Here is a 16,661-nt window from a genome sequence, read left to right as displayed (position 1 = left end):
CTCCTGTGAAAAAATTACTTTATTTATATTAGCATCAGCTTTGAACCATTTTTAAGTCCAAGTTCAGCTGATGACATATTAACATTATAAATTGCTCCTGTTATCCTATCACATAATACAGAATCATCATCACCTATAAAATAGCCTTCAGATAATTCCTCGATTATGCTAGTTACTAATCTTACAATTTCATAAAACTTACTTTTTAATGGTATGTACACATCATAACTACATCCTATTGACGGAACATATATACTAACTAAAATTTTATCCATATATATCATCCCCCTCATAATTTGTAGATAACAATAGTTTTGCAAGTTTGGGCTTACCCTTTGAAATTACGTAACCAAAATCATCCCCTATACTCTTGTACATATCTTTATTTACGTTTGAAATCTTGAGTTGATACTGGTTACCTATTCCATCTCCAATCCAAATTCCATCATTTAGTGCAAGGCACTTATACCAATTTTGAATTGAATAGGAATTTATATTTCCAATAGCATCGGAAATAATGAAATTCACATTGTACTCAGCCTCTCCCTTGTCTAAAAGGACATTCAATTTGTCTTTTCCATCATCTGAAAGATTACTTATAAGACTTGACATAGAATTTACTATACAAATAATCCTGTTAAAATTAGGAAGCTTCTCTCCTTTTTCCTTTGCATCTTTATACGTATTGTTTCTATATACTAAAGTATTAAATAAGTAAACAACATTTTTCTCTAATTCTTCTGCTTTTACATATTTATACTGTGTACCTTTTATATCATTAAACATATCTACTGGATCTAATACAATTACTTCATTTACACCTTTAAGCACAAAAATTTCAGCTAATCCCTGCAAGAAACCTGCATTTTCATTTCCTGAAGAGAACACAAAGTTTATGTAGTTATCATAAAAGTTGAAATAAACTGTCTTAAAATTATTCTTCTGCACTCCAACAGGTATCTTGTCATAATCTCCATTTAATATGTCATCTCTTAAATAAGAAATATCAACCTTCTCTGGTAGTATAGGAATTTTTTTAGCTGATTTCCCTTTCCAGGCTTCAGCGTATACCTTACAATAATTTCTTACAAATTCAAATATATTATCTGGACTATTTCCTACAATTGCAGTTTGGAATTCATACACATTGTCCTTTTTGAAAATTCCTCTACCTCTATATTTTGAAGGATATACCCCTCCTACATTTCCAAGTATCCCTGAATAATCTACAGAGTCATTTAATTGAAGTACATAAAGCTGCTTAAAGTTCTGTAAAATCCTATACCTAACAGCACTTGCACCTGCTGCTGTAATAACAAAATAAATACCATACTTTGTTCCTTCACGAGTTAAATATGAAATATTTTCTTCAAAGTCTGCATACATTTCACTAAAGGCTGCAAAATTGTGAATTATAACAACTATAGACTGCATACTTCCATTTCCTTTAGTGTTATATGAAACATAATCTCCTCCATACTCTGAAAGTGTCTTTTTTCTAACTTCTATTCCCTTAGTCAGCATTTTAATAAGGTTGTTTATCTTTTCACTCTCATGGGATAAAACAACATCACCAACATGAGGAGCTTTTGAAAATGCCTTAAGTGTCTCTGCCGAAAAGTCAAGGATATAGAGATTAAGTTCATCTGGCGAGTGATCCTTCATAAGCGCATAAATTAGTGTAGTTAAGAAAGTAGTTTTTCCATTACCAGCAGAACCATAAATGACTACATTTCCCTCTTCCGTAATAGGAAGTACTAAAGGCAGCTGTCTCTGTCTTGCAGGATCATCAATTTCACCAACAACAGGACTTAATATGCACTTTTCATTTTTATTTATTTTGTACTTTTTAGCTGTGTCATCAATACATATAACTTCTGGTATTGGAGGAAGCCATAAAGGTCTAACTTTAATATTTTCTTCCTCCGCAAGTTTCACAAGATAATTATTTATTTCATCAATTTGCTTTGGAGGATGCTTTACAGTATGCGCCTTATTTGCTATTTTAGCTTCACGTATAGTATGTCCTAAATCATCTATAACTGAAACTCTATCATAGCTTTTCTCCTCTATCTGCTCTGATGGATAATAAGGAGCTCCTCCCCAGGCTGATTGACCTAGTTCAAAAAATTCGTTAAATCCAACCTGCATATAAAATCTTCCTGTTACAGATAATTCTGCAGCATCTGGCCTTTTTATAACATCCATACTATCTTCTTTTTCCTGAACCTTAAGGCATATTCTAAATCTTGTATTACTCCATATTTGGTCATCAACTACTCCCGATGGCTTTTGAGTTGCTAGTATAAGATGGACTCCAAGACTTCTTCCTATTCTAGCGGCACTTACAAGTTCATTCATAAAATCAGGCTGCTGTGTTTTTAATTCTGCAAACTCATCGGATATTATAAACAAATGCTGCAAAGGCTCAGTTACCTTTTTTTCTCTAAAAAGTTTTTGATACTTATAAATATCAATGTTACTTAAATTTAATTTCTTCCCTGTTTCACTAAAGATAGCCTGTCTACGTTTCAACTCGCTCTGTATTGAAACAAGCGAACGCTTTACCGCTGCACCATCCAAATTTGTTATTGTTCCCGCTAAATGTGGAAGCTTTGTAAAAACATTTGCCATTCCTCCGCCCTTATAGTCTATGAGAATAAAGGCAACTTCATATGGATGATAATTTACAGCCAAAGAAAGAATCAAAGTCATTATAAGTTCACTTTTACCTGAACCTGTCATTCCTGCAATTAATCCATGAGGGCCATGATACCTTTCATGCAAATCAATTTTAAACGCTTCTCCTCTTGTATCAACGCCTAAAGGAACCTCTAGAGATACCGTTGGATCATTTTTCTTCCACCTGGTTAAAGAATTCAAATGTTCAATTTTAGATACACCGTACATATCCAAAAAAGTAAGCATTTTAGGCAAGCTATAAGAAGCATCTAAGGAATCAAGCTTTATATTTGCCAGATCAACTGCTATATCATCTATGCTTTGTCTTAAGAAAATATCCGGCTGAAAATCAAGATGTTTACCGCTTATATCGCTTTTATCATATATTTTACCTTCGCGCTCTCCAAGTTCTATAACCGTTCTGCATTCTTTAGGCAAATTTTTAAGTTCATCATAAAGAGTTATTAAAGCAAAACCATAATTATCTTTACTCTCAAGTATGGTATTTACAATTTCAGATTTTTTAGATAGCTCCCTACTTATTGAAAACACCATGTAATATGGTCCCATTTGTTCAAGGCTTTTTTCCTTACCCATGGCTTTTCTTCTATTAAATTCACTTAATAGATATAAAGAAAGTTCCTTGGCCTCATTGGAATCTTCAGCTATAAATCTAATTGTTTTACCTTGATTCCAGGTGTATGGAAGCCATCTTGCAAAATTCCATACTTTCTCTTCACTTTTGTCATATATAAATACAAACTTTAGTTCATCATAACTGTGAAAGGCTGTAAGCTGTACTATAATGCCCTTTACAAGCTCTATAACCCTGTTTCTATCACCAATTATCCCAGATATCCATTTTTCATGAAAAGAAATAGTTATAGGAACCTGCTCTAGCATTTTAGGCTTATCCGCCATTTTGTACATTTCATCCTTAAGAACATCTTCTTCAACTGAAAAACTTTTCTCTGAATATTTTATATCCGCATAAATGGGAATGCTTCCAATTCCAAGCCTTACACTTAAAAAATCATTATGTTCATAAGTTCTTTCCCATAGGTTCCTCTGTTTTAGCTTTATTCTACTTATACATTCATCTAAGGTTATATTATTTTCATGAAGTATTTTGCTTTGTCTAATGCATTCTTCAACTATTTTTCCTTCTACCTTCTTAAGATATGCTCTATATTTTTGGCATCGTATTTTTTCCTTTTTATTACGTCTTCTTGTCTCATACTTTTTTGATAGAATAGGAAATAAAACTGTTCCCACAAGCATACTAAGTGACATTACTAAAGTTGGAACAGCCGTCATTATACTTCCATGATTACTCATGACATTTTGCAGTGCCATAATACCTGTAAAAAATGATGCCATACCCATAGCTAAAGAGGGTCCTAATATAAGCATAAGTGGCATTTCATCTCCATCTCCAATAGCTGGAGGAGAATCTATCCTTATAACTTTTCTTTCTATATCTCTTTTAAATCTCGGAGAACGATAAAATAAATCCATGTTACTTTCTGCTTCTAAATCTTCTTCTGCTGCTTCAACCTTCTGCTTTACAAATATCTTTAGTACATTACCATTTTGCTTAACTAAAGAATCCGGATTGTTTAAAGCTAAGAAACCTTTTCCCACTATAATCTTAAGTCCCAAAATGTATATGACATCACCTGGGTTTAATTTATCCTGTTCCACCCTAAAACCATTTACGAAGGTTCCATTAGAACTATTTAAATCCTTTATACTAATACTTTTTTCTGATATATTAATTTCAGCATGATGTGAAGATACAAATTCATTTTCAAATATAATATCACAATCATCACTTCTACCAACTACAAGCTTAGTATTTTTATGTATAATAAACTTTTTAAAATGCTTTCTATCCGCTGTAACGGGTTCTGAATATATAAGTGCTCTTTCCTTTGATTCTGAAAAACATATATTGTAAAATTGCATTGGCTCTAAAGCCATTCTCATAACTTTTTCATCATTTTCGTCCGTTACAAACACATTTTTATTTGAAACTAAAAACCATTTTTCCTGAAAACCTTCAACACTAATTACATCCTGTCCATAACCATTTTTACTTTTTTCACTTATCCAATATTGTCCGTTCTGCTTTTCTGGCAAAACACATGTATTAGTAGAATCTTTTTTTATTAATGTTACCTGAATAATAATAGCCTTGTCCCTCCTTTTCCTATAAATGCAAAATCATATACATTACTTAAGAGAAGATATTTGACTCTTCACATAAGTGTATCTATCTGCCATTTTCTTTATGCTTTCGCTGCATGCGGACTCCCCTATTCCTTTGAAATCTCTAGTCACACCAGCTGATAAAGAATTAAGCTCTCTTATTAATCCATCAAGTTCACGTACTATTGCATTAACTTTACTTTTATCTCCATCATTCATTCTATAAACCTTCTTTACTTTAACTATGTAGTGAATTTGCATACTGGGTAATACTATTTTCAACGCTGTCAAACCTATCCGCTGTTTGATTGAAGAAATTTATGCACTCTGCAAATCTATAGTTTGTTTCATCCATATAGCTTGACCTAACTAAATTTACAAGGTTACCTAAATGCACTAAATTATCTACTCCAAGTCCAAAATACAGTGTATTAATTTTATGGCTAATTTCATCGGCTCTTCTTTTTAAGCTGCTAATTTTAGAAGCATACTGTCTTAGCCTATCGGTATTTATCTTTATATACTCTTCCGTTGTTACACTATGTTCGCCTATACCAAGTGTATCCTTAATAAAATTTTCAGTAACTGCTGCAAATGACATATCTTCACCAGCCATATCTAGATAACTTCCACCGACTTCACCTACTGTATCCTTCCCCATTACTGTACCTACGTCGACTATATCTGATACAAATGCTTCTGCATCTTCCTTCTTATCTTCAACGTAACCTTCTGCCTCTTCTACTTCACGTTTGACCCATCCTTCTCCCTTCTCAAATTCTAACTTAAAGTACTCTACATCATTCTTAATTTCTGAAGCAGCTTCTTTTACTTTTTCAAAAGTTTTCTTAGATACTGCAACGATACCATTTGCCATATCCAAATCACTATCTACAGATTGTGCAATAGCAATTACAGGCGTAGCAACTTTATCTGCTACTACTGTTCCACCTATTTTAAGAACCTTAACTGAAAGTTTATCATTAGATTTAATGGTCTTTAATATATAGTCTCCTGCAACAATATCCTTATCGACCTGCAAATTTCCCAACGTAACAAAGGTAGATCCTGTGAAGTTCTTATCGGTTAAAAGGTCAATAAGGCTTTCTCTTGTGCCCATTCCTTCACCCTTTAGTCCAATATTGTACAAACCACCGGCAAAATTTAGAATGTCTTTTTCACTTTCCTGCTTGGACAAAAGATTTGTTAAAAGACCTAATTCAGAAAATGCATAATCCTTATTTTTAATATTTCCATAAGAACCAAAATCCTCATAGCCTACAGCATCTTTATTTTTATTAAATATTAATTTAAAAAATATATTATCCTTATGGTTATCACCAAAGCTTTTTACTCCATTAGTTTCTACAACTTTAACATGCCCTGCTATATTATTTAATATAGCCGAAACGAAGTCCTTATAGCCCATATATGAAGTTATTTTATCCTTAGCTCCTGCTATTCCATCTGAATTTTCTTTAATAAAACCGAAATTAAACCCTGGAGCATCGAAAGTAACACTTTTTACTACATCAGAACCAGCCTTTACTGCCACACACTGTGCATCATTAGCACCCTTTGAGTGTCCTGTCGTAGCAAATTCACTGTAGCCATATTTGCTTTTCATATCCTTTAAAAAATCTACCGCAGCCTTCTGTTGAGGAGTATAATCTTCACAGGCAAGCTTAAAATTATCATACCAGTCCTCTCCACCAGCACCCGCTCTAGTTTCACTTCCTCTATAATCTATTATTGCTTTATGATCACTTGTTTCAAAACAATATGCTACTAGTCCATTTTCTGTGGGATGTAAATTATTATAGCTTGTAGAATCCTGATTGGTATACCCTGTTACTTTTAAGCTACTTAACTTAGGTGTATTCTTTATTGCCTGAAAAGTATTCCTCCATTCAGTTTTTGTCATATTGCATCTACCACTTAACGTATTAAATTGCTTTACACTTTCAGGATTATCACTAAGATAATAATTTGCCATATCCCTAATAGTATAGTTTTCCACCCCTAAGCCTCTTTTATTCTTAAGAGAATTTGGTAAATCCGCATATGCTAATATAGATAGCATATTATAATCATTATCTTTTATATCATTTATATTAGTATTCATAATATCCTCCACTAATCACTATAAAAATCGTTTTTAGCATCTTCAATTGTTACATTATATTTCTGCCCATCTTCTAACATCAAATGAGCAAACATTTTGACATCATATTCCTTTTTTAATTTTTTACCATCACTTACTACCTTAAGTTTATTAGCATCAACTCTATTAAAATTTTTATTGTCTAAAAATGTAAATTCACCTACTATAGCAATTTTACTACCCACTATTTTGCCATCAACTATTCTTTTCATAAACGATAACATTTCTTGTGCTTCTTTGTCTTTGTCAAATACATTTCCACAATTCACAAATGCGTTAATTTCTATATACGCACCATACACTCCTTCTTTTTTAATAAAATCATTATAATCAATTTTTTTTGTATAATTTCCTTCTGCATATTCCGGATTAGCATTTGTTGTGATAACAGTTGCATATTTAAAGTCCGGGAACTCATTTCCCACAATATTTTTTATTCTTTGATCAACCATAGGCTCAACTAACCTAAATGCATATCCATCCTTATATTGATTTTTCATTTTTACTACCATAAACTGCTTTGACAAATCTCCCTTTGGATACATTATTGTATTTGGAAACTGTATATTTTTATATGCTCCACCACCGTCATAACTTTCAGCTACAAACTTCTGTCCGTATTTTCTCTCTGCATATTCAACCATTTTTCCTTCTTCGCCTGTATAACGGGGATCTGAATTTTTATCTTTTGACATACATCCGCTCACTCCTATCATCATTGATAAAACTAATATTATGCTGATTATCCTTCGCTTTTTCATTGTTTTGCCCCTTTCACGTTTAAACAATAAACTCAGATTAATTTATAAGATTTTATTTTTTATAGATTAATCTCAATTTACAGAAAGCATATTATAATCATTATCTTTTATATCTGACATATTAACCTTCATGAATAATTTCCTCCATAGCTAGTCATTAAATTTTTTTTCAATATCCTCCACTGACTCGTTATAATTCAATCCATCCTGTGATATTAAAGTATTAAACGTATTTATATTGTATTCCTGAGACAATTCTCTATCAGCATGATTATATCTACATTTTTTTGCATTTATTTTATTGTAGTTACTCTGATTAACAAAATAGAAACATGCTTTTACTATCATTTTGCTTTTAACTAATTTGTTATCAATTAGTTTTTGCATAAAAGAATGGATTTCTTCTGCCTCTTTATGCTTATCAAGTTCATCACCATAATTTACAAAAACTCTAATTTCAATAATAGCTTCATTTCCTTCTTTTTTTATAAAATCATCATAGTTAATTTTAGTTATATAACTATTATCCGTAAATTCTGCACTACCTAAATTTACGGTAATAAATGTAGCATACTTAAAATTAGGGAATTCATTGCCTACTATGCTTTTTATTCTTTCATCTACCATAGGTTCAACTAACCTAAATGCATAGCCATCTCTATACTTATTATCCTGTTTTATTACCATAAATGGCTTTAATTTATCCCCCTCTGGATACATTACTGTATTTGGAAATTGTATATTTTTGTATGCTCCTCCACCATCATAACTTTCAGCTACAAATTTCTGTCCATATTTTTTCTCTGCGTATTCAACCATTTTTCCTTCTTCGCCTGTATAACGGGGATCCGAGTCTTTATTCTTTGACATACATCCACTCACTCCTATCATCATTGATAAAACTAATATTGCGCTGAGTATCCTTCGTTTTTTCATTATTTCGCCCCTTTCACGTTTAAACAATAAAGCGATATTAACCTATTATTCACTAAAAAGAATCCATTTTATTTTCAATGTCTCTTATGTCCTGACTATAATTAAGTCCATCTTCCGATTCTAAATCAACTGAATATTTTATATTATATTTTTCATGTATATCAACATACTCACCACTAATATCATTTTCATCCCATCGTACACTTTTTATATTATCTTTGTTATAATTACCAGAATCAACGAAGTAAAAACTAGCTTTTATTTTTATTGGGGTATTTACTAGTTTTCCATCAATTACTTTTTTCATAAATGAATATGCTTTTTGAGCCGCTTTATTTTTATCAAAGTTATCTCCATAATTAACAAGAACCGTAATCTTAATATCAGATGTTTCTCCTTCTTGTTTTATAAAATTATCATAATCAATTTTATCTTTGTAATCATTATTAATATTTCCACAATCTGAAATATATGAAGCATATTTAACATCTGGAAATTGGCTGCCCACTGTATTCTTTATTCTTTTATCAATCATGGGTTCAATTAATTTGGATGGGTAATCATCCTCATAGCTATAGCCGTCTTTACGTACATCTCGTCCGTTTTCTTCAACATACGTAGGACTATATTCTTTTAAAATTGTAAATCTTTTTGTTTTATCGTCCTTAGGGTGTATTATCATTTTTGAAGTGTCTCTACTCCTGCCGGATTTGCAATAACCTTCACACACAAATTTTTTCCCATATTTCTTTTGTAAATACTCAAGTGCTTCCTGCTCTTTAATTACAACATGGGTTGTCTTCCATTTCCATGATTTGCTGCATCCACTTGATATTACTACAATTAATAGAACTAAAATAGCACATAAAATTTTATTCTTTTTCATTGTTTCTCACCTTTCCCCTTTAAACAATAAAGCGATATTAACCTATTATCCGCTAAAAAGAATCCATTTTATTTTCAATGTCTCTTATGTCCTGACTATAATTAAGTCCATCTTCCGATTCTAAATCAACTGAAGCTTTTATATTATATTTCTCACGTGTGTCAACATCATCACTAACGTCATTGTCATCACATCGTACACTTTTTATATCATCTTTGTTATAATTATCAGAATCAACGAAGTAAAAACTAGCTTTTATTTTTATTGGGGTATTTACTATTTTTCCATCAATTACTTTTTTCATAAAGGAATATGCTTCTTGAACCTCTTTATTCTTATCAAAGTTATCTCCATAATTAACAAGAACCGTAATATTAATGTCAGATGTTTCTCCTTCTTGTTTTATAAACTTATCATAATCAATTTTATTTTTATACTGTTCATTAAGATTTCCATAAACTGAAACATATGAAGCATATTTAATATCTGGGAATTGACTTCCCACTGTATTCTTTATTCTTTCATCGATCATGTTTTCAACTAATCTGGCTGGGTACTCATCATCATAATCATATCCGTCTTTACGTACATTTTGTCCGTTTTCTTCAACATACTTGGGACTATATTCTTTTGAAATTGTAAATTGTTTTGTTTTATCGTCCTTAGGGTACATTATCATTTTTGAATTGTCTGTACCCTTTCTAGATTTGCAATAACCTTCACACACAAATTTTTTCCCATATTTCTTTTGTAAATACTCAAGTGCTTCCTGCTCTTTAATTACAACATGTCTTTCCTTCCATTCTCTGCTGCATCCACTTGATACTACTACAATTAATAAAACTAAAATCACGCATAAAACTTTATTCTTTTTCATCTTTTGTCTCCTTCAATGTTTATCTTAAAAAAACTCATAATTTTCCTTTGCAAATATAATACTATCTCCATGATTTAGCTTGTACATTTTATTGGGTTCAAGTTTCACACCATTTAAATAAGTACCATTACTAGAATTATTATCACTAAGATAATACTGTCCATTAACGCAGGATATAGCAGCATGACTTTTAGAAACTGTAGGCTTCATAATTGTAAAATCCGAAACACTTGTATCTCTTCCTATTCTAAAAACATCCTTTTCAATGTAAATCCTATTTGTTTCACCCTCATCTCCAGACTTAATGATATATGGCATTTTAGTTTCTTCACTTTCACCTTCATTAAATAAAACTCTAGTTCCGTTTTCATCATCTGAATCCTGACACAAAATTTCCTGTGACTTTTGTCTACTAAATTTTCTATCTTCAAGGTTGAAGTCTTCATTAATAACTGGCGTATACTCTCTGCAATTAGCTGTATCTGTGTCTTTCTCTTTTTTTAACCTTATACTGCCGGTTTCCACCATCTTAGGTATACTGTCATGAACTCTTATGCTGCTCAAATTATTAAAATCAGATTTATTCTCTTCTACAGCCTTCTGTTTTGATTTTTTATTTCCAACTACTAAACATAAAACAAATGACAAAATAGAACTCATACCAAACATTACCGAAAATGCAGCTAGAGCCTTATAATCAATAATATTTTTCACAAAAGAAATATTTAAAATATTGCCAAGCAGTGGAATAATAATACATAAAAAAATCACACTTAAAAAAGTTATTACAAATCCTTTAACTTTATCATTTGATTTATTTTCTTCTATCTTAGGTTTGTAACTAAAACTCATAATTTGTTTTTGAAAACCTACAATATCAAAAATAGGCGCATTCACACTTGACAATATAAACCCAATCAGTTCATTTGCATCTCTTGTTTTGCTTATAGTCACTATTTCCTTAAGCAAACTTCTAAAATCGTCCGATACAGAATTAATATTTTCATCCAAGGCAACTGGTATGTATACAATCTTAATATCATGGCTATATGAATCAACAAAAACATAATTCATATCTAAAAAGACATTAGACATTATTAGCTTTTCATCTTTTATCCATAAAACTGAAGTGGTTATTTGCTCTATAAGTTTTTTAAAATCCTCACGCGAAAAAATATTTTCCATTATGAATTTTTTAAGAGGTAGATAGTTTCCAATATAATACAATATGCAATTTGCCTTGTACCTGTCCTTAACACAATTAATTAAGTTACTGCCGCTGCTGTTTATAATAGAAAATTGATAATTGTCTATTATACTTTCAGAATTAATAGTAAATGCAGCATAATTATCTCCAGTAAATTCTATATTATCTATAACATTAAGCATGTATTAGCTCACCATCCAAGTATATGATAGGATATTATATATTTTATCCTGTACCACATAATACCACATTTCTAATCATATTTCCATGTTTTTTTGATTTTTTTATATATGATTAAACTTATTATTTAATATTTTTATATAAATCATAAATATAATGATGCTAACATTATGACAAAACAATTCAGTAAGAAAATATATATGAAGAAAGACAAAATTATACTCACATAATTTTGTCTTTCTTCATATATGATATACAAGATACAATTTTTAAAGGAGAATTTATATGGATGATGATAAAGATGCTTTAACACAAAAAAATTCTATAATAGATAAAGTAAATAAGGCCTCTGATACCATTTTTAATGCCGAGTACGAAAAATTAATAGTTAACGTACTAACTGTAAATGCTCCAAACTCACCTATTCTAACCATAGACAGTACCAAAAACACCGTTAAAATAACCAATTCAAAAATTCAATCACCAATAAGAAAAGTAAATGATAAATGGGAAGGTAGTATTATTTTAAATGGTTATGTGGAAAATACCGTAATTTATAAAACCGTTTCAAATATAATTTCAAATACGATTAGCGGTAATATACAGTTTTTAACTACAAGAATAGATTTTGAAATAAACGCAGTTGCATCCTCTATCACAAAATTCAGTCCAAAATCAAAACTAGATGTTGTTTCTGCATATATAGAAAATGAACGAAAAAATTTAATCGAACCAAACCCTGTTCTGCCCAATCATCCTGTTTGGGCTTTAACTTATAATAAACTTTTAGAAAAAATACTTATAAAAGTGCAAATCAAAATCATAAATAAAGCGAAGTAACAGTATTTTAAAACATTAAATAAAGTTCATAAGTCTAAGTTTCAAATTATAAAAGGACTAAGAAATTTTAATAACTCGCTGAAAAAATGCTCAGACAAATTAAAATTTCTAAGTCCTTTTATAATTTGAAACAAGACTTATTGAATTTTATTTAAATTATTTCCAAAATACTGTTACTTCGCTTAGAATAAAAGCAATGAAGAAATTCCTCCGTACCTACGGAATTTCGGGGGGGAGTATAAATTGCTTTGATATCTATACCATTTGATCTTTAAATAAGTTAATGGAGCTGTAACACTAAATAAAAAAAATTTCGAATTAATTTGTGTGGGAGGGCAAGAATACGCCACTAAACGGTTGGTGGGCAACTAATAGAACCCAATCAAAACTAATAAATTATACATTTATTAGTTAAACTGGTTTCCATCAGACGAAGTGTGGTGTGCTGACATCGCTTCGCCCGTCAGTGGGTGATTGATTTCACCTGCGGCAAAAAGTTATGGATATCTTTCTTACATTTCACTAATATACTATTAAGTATTAAGCCAGAAAGCCATTAAATTTCTGCTGCATATTTTATTTATAATTTGAAGCAATGTCCCATGCTGTGATAAGTCCTAAAATTTTTTCTTTAACCTTACCTGTTTCAGTAATAAATACTAAGGCTAATTTTTTCTTACCTTTAAGCCTTTTTTGAAATAGTTCTTCAACTTCTACTACAAGACTGTCTTTGGGAACAAAGATGAAGAATTCACTTTCATGCTTTTCCATAGGTATAAATTCTTTAAATTCACTTATTCTAGTACTTCGCTTAATTTGCACTCCATCATTTTCAATTATATAAGAAAAAACTGTATTTTCACTGAACACACCTTTTATTAGTCCTTCATTATCAACTACAGGTACATTAGCATATCCATTATCTTTCATGATTTCCATAACATCAACTACAAATTCTTCCTCTGTCACGGAATAAATTTTTTTGCCCGTTACTGCAATAGTGTCTAATGCCCTTGCTGGATCAAGAACTTTATCACGTATATCTTTATATTTAATAACAATCTTCTCATGCGGTTCAGCAATTGGATCTATTTCACTATTATATGGGTTATGCACTATTGAATTTCTAAGCCTAGCGAAAAGCATCAATTCATCTTTGTTTTTAGCAAATACCCTACTTTTTTTGACCATCTTTTTTATTAAATCAACATGACCTATTCTTTCATCTTCATCCAGACTTTTTCGCATATATCTATCTATTTCGTTGTAAATTCCAATAAATTTTTCGGCATTAGATTTACCATTTTTAGTATCTTCCATTAACCATTCCCCTTTTAACAATAAAGTTAATTCTAATATAATTGCATTTTATGTGAAAAATCCCAGAAAATATCGTCTCCTATAATTCACATTCATTTCTCACGAAAACTCCCTAATCATAAAAATATTATAACTATATTATATCAAAAAATTTTACCATCTGAATGAGCTCCCTATAAAATTGTCGTAACTAAATTTTATTTTTGCCCTTTTATCCCATGAATATGATTTTTTATAGAAATATTATTTTAAAACCTTAATCCACAAGCTTTTTTCTTTTTTCATTAAAACTATAATCCCTTATAGCCTGTAGTGTACTTGTCCATTCCGCTGTGATATTTTCCTCATTCTTTGGGGCGCCATTTGGAATATTTGTTATATTATAATTTTTTAAAAAATCTAATTTCATATTTTGTTCTACTTGCAAACACAAATCAAAGTAAACTAATTTAGTTAGTAATTTCAAACTACTGTTTTTCATATTAAATTTCCTCCATAACTGACCATTTTAAAATTATATAAAATTTCAAAATACATAGAGAGCAAATTATATTTTTACTCAATGTGCATTTTTTAATAATAAGCTTTAAAATATTTTACTTTTTTTTACATATAAGACTATAGAAATAATATTTTGCTTGTCATTCTATATATTATCACTGTATCTATTATATTTCCACCTTTTTTAATTTTTTTATAAAAAATATTGTATTTTATTGTAAAATATATGTGCATAAATTTACATATAAAAATAATCCATTTATTTAAATTAAATGGATTATTTTTATATTGCCATTTTTAATAAAACTTTTTTACTACTTTAACTCATTTAAATAATATTATTCAAATAAGTTTCAAATATAATTATTTTCTCCATGCAGGAAGCTTAGACATTGTTTCCTTTGCAATTTTTAAAGCTGCTTTTTCATCAAACCCTTGAGTTCTAATTATAAATTCTGTAGTACCTTTAAGTTTTTCATCATATGACTGCATGCTGCCATCTTTTCTAGCACAATATTTGCAGTAATCTTTGCTTTCATCCCCCATTGCAAAATCTTCTTTTTTACTCATTGGCATACCACATGAAATACATTTTTTCATAAATTATCTCTCCTTATTATGTTGACTTAATGCTCATTGACTTTACACTCATTATATATTTTTTGCCTTAACATGTCAACTTTAAATTATATAATTGTTACAAAAAAATAAAATGAAGTAACAGTATTTTAGAACATTAAATAAAACTCATAAGACTTATCATAACTGGGGTTTGGGTCGTAGACCCATTATCCTTCTTAATCTAATATAGGCACTTTTTAGCTTAACAGACGGTTGACTGAAGCTCTTATGTAATTTAAAGAGTGCCTATTTGAAGTAAAGAAGGATAATGGGCTAAAGCCCAAGCCTCGCATATGATAATACCCAGACAAATTAAAACATCTAAGTTTTTTTATAATTTAAGACAAAATCTTATTACTTCGCTTAGAATAAAAGCAAGGTAAATTTTTACCTTGCTTTACTCCAAAAGCGAATTATTAACTTTTAATGCGACAACCACTTCTTTAATTTTTCTTATTTAGAAATGAGCTGCATAAAATATTCTATAAGTTTCTTACCATATCTTTTTACAATAGAACCATCTGGTGCAAACAAATCCTTGTTTTCAAGATAGTAATTTAAAATTCCAATCCAGGTATTAAATATAAAATTTATTGGCAAGTTTTTTATCTTCCCATTTTCAATTTCAGATTGAAGCACTTCACTCAAATGATTACAAACTGCCGATTGAATTAGTACAAAAGCATTTCTGCTGTCTTCAGGCAAAATCTTTGCTTCAGTAACAAGCTTTATATAAAACTCCTCAAACTTACCTATACCCTCTAAATGTGCTTTTAGAAGATCCTGAACTGAAACCTTTTCCCTGGAAATATCGTGAGTTCGCTGAACCATCTTTTCACTGTATATATTAACAACTTCATTTATAAGTTCTTCTTGCGTTTTAAAATGTGCAAAAATAGTACCATGAGAAACCCCTGCCTTTTTTGCAATATCCGAAGTTCTAGTTGCTATAATACCATTTTCACAAAATTCCTCATAAGCTGAATGAATTATTTTCTTTCTTGTTTCTTCTTTTTGAATTTGTCTTTGCGTTAACTTCATTTTACCGTCTCCATACTCATTGACTTTATGCTCATTATATTTCACAGTATCTTAGATGTCAATGTTCCCTGATGAAAAAACATTTTCCATTTTCCATCACAGCATTTCCATATTGAGCTACGAAGTGAATATTTTTTATCTTCAGAAACTCCATTATGTTTTATTACCTTATATCTTGCTAATATACAGTCCTTTGACAATTCCTCTATTTCAAAGTCTAAAATTTCCCAGTTGAATATAGAATCATCATTTTCATCCTGAAATGTATCACCTTTTTTATAATGGTATTCTGTTCCCGAACTACAATATTCAATATAATCTTCACATAATATTTCACTTGTTTTTTGTGCTGACTTTCTTACTTCTGATTTTAATAATTCTTTTTCTAACTGCAATATATGCATTCTAATATCATCCATAATATCGCCTACCTT

General features: G+C 30.2%; 15 protein-coding genes. 1 reads left to right on the top strand and 14 read right to left on the bottom strand.

From position 1 onward, the window contains the following. Window positions 1–23 precede the first annotated feature (23 nt). The 9 genes from BEE63_RS16680 to BEE63_RS16640 all read right to left on the bottom strand — a co-directional run bounded on the left by BEE63_RS16680 (window position 24) and on the right by BEE63_RS16640 (window position 11,906). Window positions 24–275 (bottom strand): methyltransferase, encoded by a 252-nt coding sequence (locus BEE63_RS16680; RefSeq protein WP_066022454.1) that lies wholly within the window; start codon window positions 273–275, stop codon window positions 24–26. Continuing rightward, a complete protein-coding gene (gene essC / locus BEE63_RS16675) occupies window positions 268–4,824 on the bottom strand; it encodes a type VII secretion protein EssC (protein WP_242874828.1) in 4,557 nt (1,518 codons plus the stop codon). The genes BEE63_RS16680 and essC overlap by 8 nt, the downstream gene beginning before the upstream one ends. A 93-nt stretch (window positions 4,825–4,917) precedes the next feature. After that, window positions 4,918–5,112 (bottom strand): hypothetical protein, encoded by a 195-nt coding sequence (locus BEE63_RS16670; protein WP_066022452.1) that lies wholly within the window; start codon window positions 5,110–5,112, stop codon window positions 4,918–4,920. Between the two features lie 19 nt (window positions 5,113–5,131). Further along, on the bottom strand, window positions 5,132–7,018 hold the full coding sequence (locus BEE63_RS16665; protein WP_066022451.1) for an Mbeg1-like protein: 1,887 nt from the start codon (window positions 7,016–7,018) through the stop codon (window positions 5,132–5,134). Window positions 7,019–7,029: 11 nt separating this feature from the next. Continuing rightward, window positions 7,030–7,818 (bottom strand): hypothetical protein, encoded by a 789-nt coding sequence (locus BEE63_RS16660; protein ID WP_066022450.1) that lies wholly within the window; start codon window positions 7,816–7,818, stop codon window positions 7,030–7,032. A gap of 150 nt (window positions 7,819–7,968) precedes the next feature. Then, a complete protein-coding gene (locus BEE63_RS16655; RefSeq protein ID WP_066022449.1) occupies window positions 7,969–8,754 on the bottom strand; it encodes a hypothetical protein in 786 nt (261 codons plus the stop codon). Window positions 8,755–8,806: 52 nt separating this feature from the next. Beyond that, a complete protein-coding gene (locus BEE63_RS16650) occupies window positions 8,807–9,640 on the bottom strand; it encodes a hypothetical protein (RefSeq protein WP_066022448.1) in 834 nt (277 codons plus the stop codon). A 52-nt stretch (window positions 9,641–9,692) separates the two neighbouring features. Then, entirely contained in the window at window positions 9,693–10,517 is an 825-nt protein-coding gene (locus tag BEE63_RS16645; protein ID WP_066022447.1) for a hypothetical protein, read from the bottom strand. 24 nt (window positions 10,518–10,541) lie between these two features. After that, entirely contained in the window at window positions 10,542–11,906 is a 1,365-nt protein-coding gene (locus tag BEE63_RS16640) for an FHA domain-containing protein (RefSeq protein WP_066022446.1), read from the bottom strand. 283 nt (window positions 11,907–12,189) lie between these two features. Between BEE63_RS16640 and BEE63_RS16635 the strand changes: the two genes are divergently transcribed. Continuing rightward, complete coding sequence (locus BEE63_RS16635) at window positions 12,190–12,744, top strand: hypothetical protein (protein WP_066022445.1); 555 nt, start codon at window positions 12,190–12,192, stop codon at window positions 12,742–12,744. A gap of 576 nt (window positions 12,745–13,320) precedes the next feature. Here the strand turns inward: BEE63_RS16635 and BEE63_RS16630 are convergent. The 5 genes from BEE63_RS16630 to BEE63_RS16610 form a co-directional block, all read right to left on the bottom strand. Beyond that, window positions 13,321–14,064: a CBS domain-containing protein gene (locus BEE63_RS16630; protein WP_066022444.1), complete on the bottom strand. Its 744-nt coding sequence runs from the start codon at window positions 14,062–14,064 to the stop codon at window positions 13,321–13,323. 256 nt (window positions 14,065–14,320) lie between these two features. Then, window positions 14,321–14,545 carry a hypothetical protein gene (locus BEE63_RS16625; RefSeq protein ID WP_066022443.1) on the bottom strand — a complete coding sequence of 75 codons (225 nt, stop codon included), beginning with the start codon at window positions 14,543–14,545 and terminating at the stop codon, window positions 14,321–14,323. Between the two features lie 383 nt (window positions 14,546–14,928). Then, complete coding sequence (locus tag BEE63_RS16620; protein ID WP_066022442.1) at window positions 14,929–15,165, bottom strand: zinc ribbon domain-containing protein; 237 nt, start codon at window positions 15,163–15,165, stop codon at window positions 14,929–14,931. A 474-nt stretch (window positions 15,166–15,639) separates the two neighbouring features. Next, entirely contained in the window at window positions 15,640–16,227 is a 588-nt protein-coding gene (locus BEE63_RS16615) for a TetR/AcrR family transcriptional regulator (protein WP_066022441.1), read from the bottom strand. A gap of 41 nt (window positions 16,228–16,268) precedes the next feature. Beyond that, a complete protein-coding gene (locus tag BEE63_RS16610) occupies window positions 16,269–16,646 on the bottom strand; it encodes a DUF4440 domain-containing protein (RefSeq protein WP_066022440.1) in 378 nt (125 codons plus the stop codon). Between the last annotated feature and the right edge of the window lie 15 nt (window positions 16,647–16,661).

It is taken from the genome of Clostridium pasteurianum (assembly GCF_001705235.1).
GTDB classification, from domain to species: Bacteria; Bacillota; Clostridia; order Clostridiales; family Clostridiaceae; genus Clostridium_S; species Clostridium_S pasteurianum_A.
Note: the sequence above shows the minus strand (reverse complement) of the source record. Positions and strands in the feature narration are given on the sequence as shown.